16 protein-coding genes are annotated in these 14040 nt (G+C 65.6%); 11 read left to right on the forward strand and 5 right to left on the reverse strand.

Annotated features, from left to right (window positions below):
- Positions 1–188 precede the first annotated feature (188 nt).
- Positions 189–851 carry a hypothetical protein gene (locus tag AC1RRP_RS03400; protein ID WP_493033212.1) on the forward strand — a complete coding sequence of 221 codons (663 nt, stop codon included), beginning with the start codon at positions 189–191 and terminating at the stop codon, positions 849–851.
- 86 nt (positions 852–937) lie between these two features.
- Positions 938–1747, forward strand: a complete 810-nt coding sequence (locus AC1RRP_RS03405; protein ID WP_493033214.1) for a DUF8606 domain-containing protein — start codon at positions 938–940, stop codon at positions 1745–1747.
- Between the two features lie 121 nt (positions 1748–1868).
- On the opposite strand, the gene AC1RRP_RS03410 is transcribed toward AC1RRP_RS03405, so the two are convergent.
- Positions 1869–2420, reverse strand: a complete 552-nt coding sequence (locus AC1RRP_RS03410) for an amidohydrolase family protein (RefSeq protein WP_493033216.1) — start codon at positions 2418–2420, stop codon at positions 1869–1871.
- A gap of 161 nt (positions 2421–2581) precedes the next feature.
- On the opposite strand from AC1RRP_RS03410, the gene AC1RRP_RS03415 reads away from it, so the two are divergent.
- The 3 genes from AC1RRP_RS03415 to AC1RRP_RS03425 are packed head-to-tail and all read left to right on the forward strand — an operon-like array spanning position 2582 to position 3615.
- Positions 2582–2884: a type II toxin-antitoxin system RelE/ParE family toxin gene (locus tag AC1RRP_RS03415; RefSeq protein WP_493033218.1), complete on the forward strand. Its 303-nt coding sequence runs from the start codon at positions 2582–2584 to the stop codon at positions 2882–2884.
- A complete protein-coding gene (locus AC1RRP_RS03420; protein WP_493033220.1) occupies positions 2881–3186 on the forward strand; it encodes an addiction module antidote protein in 306 nt (101 codons plus the stop codon). Before AC1RRP_RS03415 ends, AC1RRP_RS03420 begins: the two co-directional genes overlap by 4 nt.
- Positions 3187–3210: 24 nt before the next feature.
- Positions 3211–3615 carry a hypothetical protein gene (locus tag AC1RRP_RS03425; RefSeq protein WP_493033222.1) on the forward strand — a complete coding sequence of 135 codons (405 nt, stop codon included), beginning with the start codon at positions 3211–3213 and terminating at the stop codon, positions 3613–3615.
- Here the strand turns inward: AC1RRP_RS03425 and AC1RRP_RS03430 are convergent.
- From AC1RRP_RS03430 to AC1RRP_RS03445, 4 genes are all read right to left on the reverse strand, one after another.
- Positions 3606–4970: a Y-family DNA polymerase gene (locus AC1RRP_RS03430; RefSeq protein WP_493033224.1), complete on the reverse strand. Its 1365-nt coding sequence runs from the start codon at positions 4968–4970 to the stop codon at positions 3606–3608. The two genes, AC1RRP_RS03425 and AC1RRP_RS03430, sit on opposite strands and share 10 nt — an antisense overlap.
- On the reverse strand, positions 4912–5658 hold the full coding sequence (imuA, locus tag AC1RRP_RS03435) for a translesion DNA synthesis-associated protein ImuA (protein WP_493033226.1): 747 nt from the start codon (positions 5656–5658) through the stop codon (positions 4912–4914). Before imuA ends, AC1RRP_RS03430 begins: the two co-directional genes overlap by 59 nt.
- A gap of 9 nt (positions 5659–5667) precedes the next feature.
- Complete coding sequence (gene cho / locus AC1RRP_RS03440; RefSeq protein ID WP_493033228.1) at positions 5668–6534, reverse strand: excinuclease Cho; 867 nt, start codon at positions 6532–6534, stop codon at positions 5668–5670.
- A 154-nt stretch (positions 6535–6688) separates the two neighbouring features.
- Positions 6689–7375, reverse strand: a complete 687-nt coding sequence (locus AC1RRP_RS03445) for a hypothetical protein (RefSeq protein WP_493033230.1) — start codon at positions 7373–7375, stop codon at positions 6689–6691.
- A 268-nt stretch (positions 7376–7643) separates the two neighbouring features.
- Here AC1RRP_RS03445 and AC1RRP_RS03450 point away from each other — a divergent pair, with 268 nt between their 5' ends.
- The 6 genes from AC1RRP_RS03450 to AC1RRP_RS03475 all read left to right on the forward strand — a co-directional run bounded on the left by AC1RRP_RS03450 (position 7644) and on the right by AC1RRP_RS03475 (position 14039).
- Entirely contained in the window at positions 7644–8438 is a 795-nt protein-coding gene (locus tag AC1RRP_RS03450) for a LytTR family DNA-binding domain-containing protein (protein ID WP_493033232.1), read from the forward strand.
- A gap of 197 nt (positions 8439–8635) precedes the next feature.
- Positions 8636–9499 (forward strand): FAD binding domain-containing protein, encoded by an 864-nt coding sequence (locus AC1RRP_RS03455; RefSeq protein WP_493033234.1) that lies wholly within the window; start codon positions 8636–8638, stop codon positions 9497–9499.
- A gap of 20 nt (positions 9500–9519) precedes the next feature.
- On the forward strand, positions 9520–10011 hold the full coding sequence (locus AC1RRP_RS03460; RefSeq protein ID WP_493033236.1) for a (2Fe-2S)-binding protein: 492 nt from the start codon (positions 9520–9522) through the stop codon (positions 10009–10011).
- Between the two features lie 22 nt (positions 10012–10033).
- The gene (locus AC1RRP_RS03465) at positions 10034–12439 is read left to right on the forward strand and encodes an aerobic carbon-monoxide dehydrogenase large subunit (RefSeq protein WP_493033238.1); all 2406 of its coding nucleotides are present in this window, start codon (positions 10034–10036) and stop codon (positions 12437–12439) included.
- 66 nt (positions 12440–12505) lie between these two features.
- Entirely contained in the window at positions 12506–13093 is a 588-nt protein-coding gene (locus tag AC1RRP_RS03470) for an SRPBCC family protein (RefSeq protein ID WP_493033240.1), read from the forward strand.
- Positions 13094–13106: 13 nt separating this feature from the next.
- Positions 13107–14039 carry an AAA family ATPase gene (locus AC1RRP_RS03475; protein WP_493033242.1) on the forward strand — a complete coding sequence of 311 codons (933 nt, stop codon included), beginning with the start codon at positions 13107–13109 and terminating at the stop codon, positions 14037–14039.
- Position 14040 lies beyond the last annotated feature (1 nt).

Genomic DNA, 14040 nt, shown 5'->3' on the forward strand with positions numbered 1-14040 from the left:
TTGCTGTCACGGGGTGGCGGTCTACAAGGCGCGTGGTTACAGGGTCAAAATCAATGACTGTATTTTTGTACAGTATAGTTGCCGCAAGCGCTGTAGGCAAGCCATGGACGGGAGGATGGGATGACCGGTTTGTTTCGTGTTCGCCAACTCGGATCGCAAGTTTTGCGATCGAAATTGGTGGGTCGACTATGAGCCCGGAGACGATTCGAGCGCTCGCATCTGAAATCGTTTCCCAGACGATTGTTGGGAATTGGACTTTCTATGCCGTATTGGCGTGCCTAACGATCCTGCTGTCTGCCGGAGGAGCATTCTTGGGCTCCTATATCAAGAGAAGAGCAGAGCATGCCGCGCTTGAAGCGGATTTCGACGCCGTAAAAAGGCAGCTGCACGACACCACTGTGCTTACAGAATCCATCAAGACTGACGTGAAGCGGCTATCTGACCGTTCGGAAAAATTGCGATGGCTAAAACAAGAAAAGCTAGAGAAATACGTTGTGGCAGTTCTGAAGACGGTGGACTACTACTCTGAAGAAATGCGGCACCGATTCTTTGATGCAGATCTACCGGTAGGCGATGACCCGTGGAAGACAGCGACGATGCTGCAGACCCTCTACTTGCCAGAGTTGGCCGGCCCTCATGCGGCACTTTCCGGGGCCACTGCGGAGTTCACGTCTTGGGTTGCACAAGGTATGCGTGAGCGATTGGATACATGGAAAGGAACGGGACAGAAGGCTGCGCCTTCGCAAGCTCACTGCGACAAGTACTCAGAACACTTGGCCAAAATGAATGCAGCGGTTATCGCTATTCAGAAGGCCGCTCAGACGCTCGCTGGAGAACTCACGAAGGTCTAACTTCTCTTTCCGCACGAAGCCTTAATTGAGCCGTTGCGCCTCGCGACAGTTCAACATGTGTCGAATACTATTACGCGAGTTAGTCCATGGCAGATCGCACCTATTACGTCTACGTATATATCGATCCTCGGAATCTTGAGGAGTTCTATTACGGGAAGGGAAAGGGCTCGCGTCGATTCGCGCACCTATCCGACAGTAATGATTCCGAGAAAACAGCGCGCATTCGTGCCATCGAAGCCGAAGGGCTGTTGCCTATTATTCGTACGGTCGCCGCTGGCCTCGCGGAGCAAGAAGCGCATCTCATTGAGACAACATTGATTTGGAAGCTTGGCCGCGGACTCACGAACAAGGCGGCAGGCCGCTTCGTTTCGCTATTCAGGCCGCACAACACTCTCCACCGGGAACTTGCGCGCTTCGATTTTCAGAATGGCATTTACTACGTCAACGTCGGAGAGGGACCACATCGCAATTGGGATGACTGTCGTCGCCTTGGGTTTCTTTCTGCTGGACAAGGGCCCAGGTGGCGCAATCAGATTCTTGAACTCTCCGAAGGAGATGTTGTCGTTGCCTTTCTGAGAAGAAAAGGTTATGTAGGCGTTGGAAAAGTTGTGGCTCGTGCAGTACCCTATCTCGACTTTCGTTACAAAGGGCGCCTTCTTCAAGACTTCAACCTAGCAGCGCCACACATGTGGGAGAACTCTGATGACCCCGCCAAGTCTGAATATGTTCTTCGTGTTGAGTGGGTGGCATCGGTTCCACGTAATGAGGCAAAGTGGAAGCCGAAATCAGGTCTCTACACCACACAACTAGTACGCGCTTCGCTAGAACGCCAGCCCATTACTCTCGCTTTCGTCGAAAAAGAATTCAACGTCAACCTCAAGGCGTTGGCCAGCTAGATCAAACGCTATGGCTCCGCTGCGGAAACAACGCTGCCGGTGCGACCACAGCGAGCCCTCGCGTGGCGCCACTTCCTATCCTTCGGCCTCATAGCCAACAGCAAGCTCCATCCGCCGAACTTCAGCCCTGCCGCAAAAAAACCCGCCGCGTCTCGAACACAGCCTTGGCCAGCGACTTGCCATCCAACCGCAGACTACGCTTGAGCACAAAGTCATACAGCAGCGGGTTGTGCCGGCGGATGGCCACCAGCACGGGCACGGCGGCCGCATCGAGCAGGCCCGCCTCGGCAAAACCACGCGTGGAATACAGCGGCATGAAGGCGGGCAGCGGGTAGTCCGAGCCGTTGAGCAGGCGAGCGGCCCAGTCACCCCCCTCGTGCGCGCGCTCCAGCACCCGGCGCAGCGGCTGGCCGGCGCGGGCGGTCTGGGTGATGGCGGAGAGGTCGCCATAGAGCCGGCCCACGTGGGCGAGTTCGTCCATCAGGCGTTCGAAGAGCGAGAAGCTGCTCACCCAGGGGCCGCCGTCGGCCTTGCCGCCCGCGTTGTCCAGGTCGCGGTCTTCGCCCATGGAGGCGCAGTGCGCCAGGATGACGGTGACGCCGTGTTCCAGCGCGCGGCGCAGGCGCAGGGGGTTGCCCAGGCTATCGTCACCGGGCGCGGCGCGTTCCCACACCCTGGCTCGGGATCAGACATTACATTTGACATCCTCTTTCGCAGCTGACAACAAACTCCATCCACCGAGCCCCAGCCGTTCGGGTCCGACCAGTATGCGCGACCGGCCTGAACCATCAAGGGCGCGTTTGACATAAGTATCCATATGGATACAATTCTCTTATGCACACCGTACTCCAGACCGAAGAGTTCCGGGATTGGCTGGACGCTCTCAAGGACCTGAAGGCGCAGGTACGCATCGTTGCGCGGCTGCGCCTGGCCGAGGCGGGCAACCTGGGCGACTGGAAGGCGGTGGGCGCGGGCGTGTCGGAGATGCGCGTGGCTGTGGGGCCGGGCTACCGGCTGTACTTCACGCGACGACAGAACATCGTCATCGTCATGCTCGCAGGTGGCGACAAGTCCGCACAGGCCAGGGATATTAAGAGAGCACAAAAGCTCCTCACACAGTTGGAGCTGGAACCATGAGCACCACCAAAGCCAAGACCAAGCTGGTCCCCTTCGATGCCGCCCGCTACCTGGGCGGCGACGCGGCCATTGCCGAATACATGAATGCCGTGCTCGAAACCGGCGACACCGATCTGCTGCTGCTCGCGCTGGGCGACGTGGCGCGCGCACGCGGCATGGCCCAAGTGGCCAAGGACGCCGGGCTGGGCCGCGAGAGCCTCTACAAGGCGCTGACACCGGGGGCCAAGCCGCGCTTTGACACCGTAGTCAAGGTAGCGAAGGCGCTAGGGGTGCAGCTGGTTGTGCAGCCCACGTCGGCGTAACACTGCACAGCCATCATTCGCCCTGTGAGTACTGACACCCTGATCCGCATCGTCTCGCTCTGCATCGTGCTCGCCGGCGCAGAAATGCTGCACGGCATCGCGCGCACGGTGTGGGTGGTGCCGCACCTGGGCAAGGAGCGCGCGCTCAAGCTCAGCGCGTTCACGGGCTCGGTGCTGGCCTTCGTGATCTGCTGGCTGCTGGTGCCGCCCATGGCATTGCAGGGCGCGCTGGCGCACGGGCAGCTGGGCTTGGTGCTTGCGGCTTTCATGGCCGGGTTCGACCTGGCCGTTGGCCGCATTGTGATGCGCAAGGCGTGGCACAAGCTCTGGCCGGACTTCAACCCTGGCACGGGCAATTACCTGCTCTACGGCCTGCTCTTCCTCTGCGTGGCGCCGCTACTGGTGAGCTGGCTGCGCCCTCAGCCATAAACGCCCTGCAAAAACCACGCCGGTTCCCCCGCGCTGCGGCGCCGATACACCCAGAGCAGGCCCGCCTGCGGGCTGCGGGCCACAAAATAATCGCGCAGGGCCAGTTCCTCGCCTTCCGTTTCTGCGGCTGACAGCAGGCTCCACCAGCCGGACTCCAGGCGCTCGGGGCCGGCCAGCATGCGCAGTGGGCCCTGGTAAAGCGGGCGCTCGCCCTGCATGGCCAGGCGCAGGGGCTCGCGCAGGATCCAGGGCGGGTGCAGTTGCAGGTGCTGCGGCAGGGCTGGGGCTTTTGCAGTCGCCGTGCCCTCGCCCGCCGGCACCCAGGCCTGCATGTGCTGGGGCCGGTGGTCGGCCAGCAGCTGGCCGCGAAGTACACGCTCTGCGCCCAGGCGCACGGACAGGCGCTCGATGAGCTGTTGCAGCGGCTCGCCTTTTCTCACGTCTTCAGGCAGCAGGCTGGCGCTCGTGGTTTGCAGCGCCTCGGTCTCGCCGGCTTCCAGGCGGATGGCCAGCACGGGCGCGGGCAGGGTCAAACGCGCCAGGTGTTCGCCCAGCAGGCGGGCCAGGTGGGTGATGTCGCGCGTGGCCTGGGCGGTGCGTACGGGCAGCTGGCCGTGGTGCAGCTCGCCACGGCGCACGAGGTCGTGCTCCCAGTGCAGGGTGATGGCGAGCACACCGCGCTGGCGCGCCTGCAGCCAGCTGGCCAGTTGCCCCAGCAGGCGGCGCGCGCCGAAGAGCATGCCTTCGGCTACTTCGATGCGGCCCATGAATTCGAGCCGCGCGCTGAATGTTTCGGGCAGCGCCACCCACTCATGGGCCTCGGGCCGCTGGCCGTAGGCACGGTCCAGCGCGTCGAGCAGCGCGGCACCGAAGCGGCGCGAGACACCGTCGCGCGGCAGCGCGCGCACATCGCCCAGGGTGCGGCAGCCCAGGCGCGCGAGTACGCTTGCATGTGCCTGTGTGGCGCTGAGATGGGGCAGAGACAGTGCGTCGAGCGCGGTACCAAGGCGGCGCGCGGTACAGGACACGGCGGGTACGGGTGCGGCGTCACCCGCCGGCGGCAGCGTGCGCAGCAGGGCCAGCGCAGAGAGGGCCGTGGGCGCGACGGCGAGACCCGTGCCGCCAGCTACAGCCAGCTCGTCACGCAGGCGCTGCAGCAGCGCGCGCTGGCCGCCGAAGAGGCGCAGGCTGGCCCCGGCTTCCAGCAGTACGGCCTCTTCCAGCACGCAGACCCGGGGGCTGAACGACAGGGCCCACCAGGCAAGGGCTTGTTGTTCAGGGCTGGGCGGCAGGGGCTCATGCGCTCTGGAGCTGGCGTCGGGCGGTGCGGGTGGGCGCAGGGCGATCCACAGCATGGCCGGGGTCCTGGAGGGGCCGTCGCTTGCGCAGCGCGGTCATCACGGGCAACGGCGCGGCAAGGGTGAGGGGATGGTCAATGTGCGGGCCGCGGCGCTTGAGCAACTCAATGCTCAGGCCCGGCTCGTCCGCCGCTGTGCGCAGCGTGAGGCGCAGCGGCGCGGGCGAGGACTCGTGCCGCGCGGCCTCGGGCCGGAAGGCGAACACCAGAGCCTGCGTGGCGCTGCTGGCCAGTTGCAGGCGACGCAATTGGTCGGGCCGCGCCTGCGGCAGCCAGGCCAGCAGCGCGCCGAGATCGCGGCAGCGCAGCACCTGCTCGGCGGCCCAGAGGCGCTCGGCCGGGGTGTGTGCGTCGATGCGCAGCAGCTGCGCGGCGGGGATGCCCGCCGCCACGAGCGCGGGCAGGTGCGGCAGGTGCGGCGCGCCGATGAGCACGAGCGGGCCCTGGGCCACGGCGGCCTGGAGCGCGGGCAGCAGCAGGCGCCATTCATGCTGGCCGCTCTGCAGCTGCAGCACTTCCGTCAATTGCCCCAGGGGCCAGCCGCCGCCGGGCAGCTCGGCATCGAGCTCGGCATGGCCGCTGGCGAGCACGGCCTGCGACTGGGGGGCCAGCTGGTCCGCACGCCAGACGCCCGCGAGTTCGTCGGGCGAGCACGCGGGCAACACAAGGCGGAGCGCGGCGGACATGACGAAGCTTCAAAGCGCGATGAGATCCGCCGTACCCGAGAGCAGCGGGCGGCAGAGAATCTTGTAGCCGTCGGCATCGAAGCCGATGGCGCTTTGGTCCAGCCCCCGCGCCTGGGCCAGGCTGTCCGCACTACCGAGGTAACACCAGTTGCGGATGACGTGGATCTGCTCCAGACCCTCTTCGTCACGTTCACGCAGGCCGATGGCGCCCGCGTGCGGCCAGCAGGCCACGCGCAGGGTTTCGAGCGCCTCGCACAGGCGCGCCTGGTGCGCGGCCAGGGTTTCGTCGCCACGGCAGACACCGGCGCACTGGTGCAGCGCGGCGCGAAAGCAGGCGCGGCCCGGGGCCAGGCGCTCCAGGCCCAGCGCGCCGTAGCAGAGCTTGTGCAGGTCGGCCAGGTCGCGCAGGCCGTCGAGCGCGGCGTGGCGGCTGCCGTAGAGGCCGAAGAGGTCGGGCGTGGTGGCGAAGTTGTGCGTGCGCGCGTCCACCACCTCGGGGCGACCCGCGGCGCCCAGGCGCAGCGCGCAGAGCTGGCGGCTGCGGCGCAGCTTCTGGTTGTAGAGCGGTTGCTGCTGCTTGATGAGGCTGGCCTCCAGCAGCAGCGCGCCCACCTCCCCCGCGGTGCGGCGATGGGTGATGAGGCGGGTCTGGCGCAGCAGGCGCGCTTCGTCGGGGTTGCGCAGGTGCGAGAGCACGCGCGCGCGCAGGTTCACGCTCTTGCCGATGTACAGCGGCAGCGCGTCACCGGGCTCGCCATGGAAGGTGTACACGCCGGGCAGATGCGGCAGGGCCTCCACGCACGCGCGCAGGTGCTCGGGGTATTCGTAGAGGCGGGCCTCGTCGAACTCGAGGCGACGGCGGGCGGGGATGTGCATGGCGACACCTCGTCCTGTCAGTGCCTGCGGCGGGAAACCGCCCGACCCCGCGCCGAGACGGCCACAGACGGCCGGGCAAGGGCTGGCAGCTTTTCGGGAGAGATCCATATACTGTTCATGTGTACAGTATATGGAATTTGACGTTGCGGGGGAATCAGCCGGGCGACGGACGGTTGCGCCAGGCGAAGAAGCCGCGGTAGAGGGCCACGCTCAACACCATGCCCCAGGTCATGCCGGCGAACATGCCGCCCAGCATCCCGGGCAGGGTGGACTGGGTGTCCAGCGCCTGCCAGCGCGCCAACCAGAGCGCACCGGCCGTCATGCCGATCAGCATCCAGCCCGAGCACATCAGGTTCTGCGCGAACAGCGAGCAGAGGTAGCGGCCGCAGTGCGGGCGCAGCACGCGCAGGCTGGGGATGGCGCCCAGGCCTCCGGCCAGCATGCCGATGTGCATGCCGGGCAGGAACTCCAGGTGCAACACGAGGCTCTCGTAAAAACCCAGTCCGGTGGACTGCAGGCACAGGCTGTCGAGCCGCGCCGGGCCGCTTTGCAGCACGTCCCACAGCAGGCCCAGCAGCATGCCGCCGAAGCCCAGCGAGAGCATGACGTGCGGCGGCGAGAGGCCGGCGCGCTGCGGACGGATGAAGGCCAGCGCGGCGCAGCCCGTGGCCACCGCGAGCAGGGTGCCGGCTATCAGCAGCGGCTGCGCGTCACCGGGCAGGGCCGAGCTGCGGCCCAGCGACCAGAGGGTGAACGCCACCGCCGCCACCAGCAGGGCGGGCGTGAGGGTGACCGAGCCTATGCTGCGTGCCAGCCAGTGGGGTTGCGGGGCAAGGTTCATGGAACGGTTCGTCGCAGGCGTGTGCGGTCTATCTAATAAGACAGTTGAGGAAAGCTATCGGGACCCCGGGTTTACACGGTGGTCGTGCGCGCAGCAAGTCCCCGACACTCTCGTCTCCTGTCGGCACTCTAAAGGGCCGACCGGGCTGCTGCAGTGCCCGGTGAACGAAATGCAGCCCGCCTGCACGATTGCCCGGCCCCGTGCATGAGCGTCCAGCCCCGGGTATTCCCCCTGCGCTTCGTGAGACATTGCCATGAAAAACTGCCCCATGCAACACGCTCAGCCGGCCAATAGCAACTCCTGGCTTTATCTGCTGGAGCGCTTCGACGTCGGCGTGATTCACCTCGACAAGGACCTGCGCGTGGCCGGAATGAACGACTTCGCACGCCGCAGCCTGCCGGTGCAGGACAAGCTACCCTTCGACAAGTACGTGCTGGACTTCCACCCGGATGCGGCCAAGAACAAGGTGAAGTTCCTGCTCGACCAGGCCGAGTGCCCGGTGAACAATGCGCCGCCGATGGCGATGATGATCAACATCCCGGATCGCATGCTGCTGATCAAGGTGTCCAAGATCGGCGACATGCAGGGTGCGACCACCGGTTACACGCTGGTGTTCTATGACATCACGGACGTGGTCAGCCACGAGAGCGAGGGCACCACGCGCGGCAGCCGCGAGACGGGAGAGAACCACGAGCAGCAGCGCCGCCAGTTGCGCAAGATCCCCACCATCAAGGCCAACCGCGTGCTGCTGGTGGACGTGCCGGCCGTGTCCTTCATCCGCTCCGAGGGCCACTACACCTGGGTGCACACGGGCCAGGGCAGCCAGTTCTGCAACCTCAACATCGGCGACCTGGAGAGCCGGCTGGACCCGCAGCTCTTCCTGCGCGTGCACCGCAGCTACATCGTCAACCTCTCGCATGTGGACGAGATTGTGCGCGACGACGGCCGCATGACCTTGCGCATGATGGGCACCACGCCCGTGGAGATCCCCGTCTCTCGCGCCAGCGCGCCGCGCCTGCTTGAGCAGTTGGGTCTGTCAGACCCCGCACCCTCGCGCACTTAATTAAGCCCCCGGCAATATAAAGGCCTGCGCTGGAGCAGGCCGGTGCGTCACTCCGGTTCGTGCACCGGAGCTGCCGTTCGTGCGCGCGCGCAGCGCATTGATTTCTTCAAGTCCGCAAGCGCGCGGGCCGCCGGTAGATTGCGGCCTCTGATACCGCAACGCCGTGCTGCACGGCAACAAAAGCAAGAGGAGACATCGTGATTCCACCTTCATTTGCCTACCATGCGCCCCGCACCCTGCCGGAGGCTCTCAAGCTGCTGAGCGATCTGGGCGACGACGCCAAGCTGCTTGCCGGCGGCCACAGCCTGTTGCCCATGATGAAGCTGCGCTTTGCCCAACCCGGCGCGCTGATCGACATCAACCGCATCCCCGAGCTACGCGGCATCAAGGAAGAAGGCAGCCTGATCCGCATCGGCGCCATGACCACCGAGAACGAGCTGATCGCCTCCAAGCTGCTGCAGCAGAAACTACCACTGCTGCCGGAAGCTGCCCAGCTGATCGCCGACCCGCAGGTGCGCAACCGCGGCACCATCGGGGGTGACATCGCCCACGGCGACCCGGGCAACGACCACCCGGCCATCGCCATGGCGCTGGATGCCACCTTTGTGCTGCAAGGCCCCAAGGGCGAGCGCAAGGTGAAAGCCACCGAGTTCTTCCAGGGGACCTACATGACGGCCCTGGCCGATAACGAGATCCTCACCGCCATCCTGGTGGCGCCGTTTGCAGCCGGCACCGGCTACGCCTACAGCAAGCTCAAGCGCAAGACCGGTGACTGGGCCACGGCCGGCGCCGCCGTGATCCTGAACATGAGCGGTGGCAAGGTCACGCAGGCCCGCATCGCCCTGACCAACGTGGCGCCCACCGCGCTGCGCGCCAGCGCCGCCGAGCAGGCGCTGGTGGGCAAGGCCGTCGATGCGGCCACGCTGAACGCCGCCGCGGCGGCCGTGCGTGCCATCTGTGACCCGGCCGAAGACCTGCGCGGCGACGTCGAATACAAGACCGCCATGGCCGGCGAGATGGCCAAACGCGCCATCCAGGCCGCGGCCGCCCGCTGCAAGTGAGAACCAGAGGAGTCACAAGAATGAGCAAGCACATCGTTTCCATGACCGTCAACGGCCGCAAGGTGGAAGAGGCGGTCGAGTCGCGCACCCTGTTGATCCACTTCCTGCGCGAGAAGCTGAGCCTGACCGGTTCGCACATCGGCTGCGACACCAGCCACTGCGGCGTCTGCACGGTGGACGTCGACGGCCAGTCGGTCAAGGCCTGCACCCACCTGGCGGTGCAGTGCGAAGGCAGCGACATCAAGACCGTGGAGGGCCTGGCCCAGGGCGGCGTGCTGCATGCCGTGCAGGATGCCTTCTACAAGGAGCACGGCCTGCAGTGCGGCTTCTGCACCCCCGGCATGCTGATCCGCGCCTACCGATTCCTGCAGGACAACCCCAACCCGACCGAAGAAGAGGTGCGTGCCGGCATGGCCGGCAACCTGTGCCGCTGCACCGGCTACCAGAACATCGTCAAGGCCGTGATGACCGCCGCCAGGACGCTGCAACAACCCCAGAAAGTGGCCGCCTGAGCGGCCCACCAGGAGACACACAATGAACGCACCGATCAGCGATCGTGAAAAGGCCCTGATGGGCATGGGTGAGTCCCGCCTGCGCAAGGAGGACGCCCGTTTCATCCAGGGCAAGGGCCACTACGTCGACGACATCAAGATGCCGGACATGGTGCACATGGACATCGTGCGCTCGCCGCTGGCCCATGCCCGCATCAAGAAGATCAACAAGGAAGCCGCGCTGAAGGTTCCGGGCGTGCTGGCCGTGCTGACGGCCGACGACCTCAAGCCACTCAAGCTGCACTGGATGCCCACCCTGGCCGGTGATGTGGCCGCCGTGCTGGCCGACGAGAAGGTGCACTTCCAGATGCAGGAAGTGGCCGTGGTCGTCGCCACCGACCGCTACGCCGCCGCCGACGGCGTGGAGGCCGTGGAAGTCGAGTACGAGGAACTGCCCGTGGTGGTGGACCCGTTCGAGGCCCTCAAGCCCGGCGCGCCCGTGCTGCGCGAGGACCTGGCCGGCAAGACCGAGGGGGCGCACGGCAAGCGCTACCACCACAACCACATCTTCACCTGGGACGCGGGCGACAAGGCAAGCACCGACGCTGCATTCGCCAAGGCCCCGGTCACGGTGAAGCAGGACATGTTCTACCCGCGTGTGCATCCGAGCCCGCTGGAGACCTGTGGCTGCGTGGCCTCCTTCGACCCGGTGCGCGGCGAACTCACCACCTGGATCACCCACCAGGCTCCGCACGTGGTGCGCACCGTGGTGTCCATGCTCTCGGGCGTGCCCGAGTCCAAGGTCCGCATCATTTCGCCGGACATCGGCGGCGGCTTCGGCAACAAGGTGGGCGTCTACCCCGGTTATGTCTGCGCCATCGTGGCCTCCATCGTGCTGGGGCGGCCCGTGAAGTGGGTGGAAGACCGCATCGAGCACCTGTCTTCCACGGCGTTCGCGCGGGACTACCACATGACGGGCGAACTGGCCGCCACACAGGACGGCAAGATCCTGGCGCTGCGCACCAACGTCATCGCCGACCACGGCGCCTTCGACGCCTGCGCCGACCCGAGCAAGTTCCCGGCCGGCCTGTTCCATATCTGCTCCGGGTCATACGACATCCCGACAGCCTACTGCAAGGTCGACGGTGTCTACACCAACAAGGCGCCCGGTGGCGTGGCCTACCGCTGCTCCTTCCGCGTGACGGAGGCGGTGTACCTGATCGAGCGCATGGTGGACGTGCTGGCGCAGAAGCTGGGCATGGACAAGGCCGAGATCCGCGCCAAGAACTTCATCCGCAAGGAACAGTTCCCCTACAAGAGCGCCTTCGGCTTCGAGTACGACTCGGGCGACTACCAGACCGCGCTGGACAAGGTGCTCAAGGCGGTGGACTACAAGGGCCTGCGCGCCGAACAGGCGAAAAAGCGCGCCGACCCGAACAGCCCCACGCTGATGGGCATCGGCCTGGTGACCTTCACCGAAGTGGTGGGCGCCGGCCCGACCAAGATGTGCGACATCCTGGGCATCGGCATGTTCGACAGCTGCGAGATCCGTGTCCACCCCACGGGCAGCGCCATCGCCCGCATGGGGACGATCACGCAGGGCCAGGGGCACCAGACCACCTATGCGCAGATCATCGCCACCGAGCTGGGCATTCCGAGCGAGGTGATCCAGGTCGAGGAGGGCGACACCAGCACGGCCCCCTATGGCCTGGGCACCTATGGCTCGCGTTCCACGCCGGTGGCCGGTGCGGCCATTGCGCTGGCGGCGCGCAAGATCCACGCCAAGGCCAAGAAGATCGCGGCCCATCTGCTGGAGGTGAGCGAGGCCGATCTCGAGTGGGAGATCGACCGCTTCAAGGTCAAGGGCAACGACGCCAGGTTCAAGACCATGAAGGACATCGCCTGGTCGGCCTACAACAAGCCGCCGGAGGGTCTGGAGCCGGGATTGGAGGCGGTGCACTACTACGACCCGCCGAACTTCACCTACCCCTTCGGCATCTACCTTTGCGTGGTGGACATCGACAAGGGCACGGGCGAGACCAAGATCCGTCGTTTCTACGCACTGGACGACTGCGGCACCCGCATCAACCCGATGATCATCGAAGGCCAGATCCACGGCGGCCTGACCGAGGGCTTCGCGGTGGCCATGGGCCAGCTGCTGTCTTTCGACAAGCAGGGCAACATCCAGGGCAACTCCTTCATGGATTACTTCCTGCCGACCGCGGTGGAGACGCCGCACTGGGAGACCGACTACACGGTCACGCCCTCGCCGCACCACCCGATCGGTGCCAAGGGCGTGGCCGAGTCCCCGCACGTGGGCAGCATCCCGACCTTCACCAGCGCGATGGTCGATGCCTTTGCCCACCTGGGTGTCACGCACTTCAACATGCCGCACACGGCCTACCGCGTGTGGCAGGAATTGAAGAAAAACGGGATCGCCACGAGCTGATCGCGGTCTGTGCAAGGCGGTCGCGCGAGGGCGCGGCCGCTTCTTTGTTTTACCTGGAAAGTTTTCATGGAAGTTACTCTCGACAAGCAATACCCCGTCACTGCCGGCCTGGACGCTGCGTGGGCCGTGCTGTCCGACATCAACGAACTCGCCACCTGCATGCCGGGTGCCGCCATCACCGAGCAGGTGGATGCCAACCACTACAAGGGCAGTGTGCGCGTGAAGGTGGGCCCGGCCGTGGCTGCGTTTGCCGGCACCATCGAAGTGCTGGAGGTCAATGCCGCCAGCCGCACGCTCAAGCTGATGGGCAAGGGGGCCGACAAGGGTGGCTCTTCCGCTTCCATGGAGCTCACCGCCAGCCTGCTGCCGGCGGCCAACGGCCAGTGCACGCTGCGGGGGCATTCGCAGGTCATCGTGAACGGCAAGTTCGCCCAGTTCGGCGGCCGCATGATGACCTCGGTGTCCGACATGATCCTGGCCCAGTTTGCCGAGACCTTCTCGCAGAAGGCACAGGCCCTGCAGGGCGCCGAAGCCGGCGTCGGGCCTGCGGTGGCCGCTGCGCCGGTGGTGGCCAAGGAGCTCAATGCCCTGGGGCTGATCTGGGCCCTGATCAAGCAGTTCTTCTCGGGCCTGTTCGGCCGCAAGGCATCCTGATACGCTGAGCACCATGACCGCACACGAAGTGCTCGCCACCCCGCAGGGCTTGCGCGAACGCCTGCACCAGGCCGGCTACATTGCGGACGAAGACCTGGCCAGCCTGGTCTGGATGAGCCTCACGCTGGAGCGTCCGCTGCTGCTCGAAGGCGAGGCAGGTGTGGGCAAGACTGCCATCGCCGCTGCCTGTGCCAAGGCCTTGGGCCGCAACTTGTTGCGACTGCAATGCTATGAGGGCCTGGACCTGAACCAGGCCGTCTACGAGTGGAACTACAGCCGCCAGCTGCTCGAAATCCGCCTGACCGAAGCCGGGCAGGGTGACAAGTCCGCGCTGCGCGACAACCTGTTTTCCGAGGCCTTCTTGCTGGAGCGTCCGCTGCTGCAGGCCATCCGCTCGCCCCAGCCTTGCGTGCTGCTGATCGACGAGATCGACCGCGCCGACGAGGCCTTCGAGGCTTTCCTGCTGGAGATGTTGTCGGAGTACCAGATCACCGTGCCAGAGCTCGGCACGCTCAAGGCCATCACCAAACCGCTGGTTGTGCTGACCAGCAACGGGACGCGGGACCTGTCGGACGCGCTGCGCCGGCGTTGCCTGTTCCATTACGTGGACTTTCCCTCGCTGGCCCGCGAGATCGACATCGTGCGCACCCTGGTGCCCGAGGCAGCCACGCGACTGGTGGAGGAGGCGGTGGCCTTTGTGCAGCGCCTGCGCAAGGAAGATCTGGACAAGACACCCGGCGTGGCCGAGACGCTGGACTGGGTGCGCGTGCTGTTCAAGCTGGGCATGAAGGAACTGCCGGTCGATCCGCAGTTGCTGGTGTCCACGCTGGCCACGCTGCTCAAGACGCGCAACGACCGCTGGCAGGTGACGGTGGAGCGGGTAGGCAAGCTGATTGATGGGCCACGCATCGCCCAGGACGTAGGCGTGGCCGGCGCGATGAAGTAGG

The sequence above is a fragment of the Hylemonella sp. GW821-FHT12C09 genome (assembly GCF_058807395.1).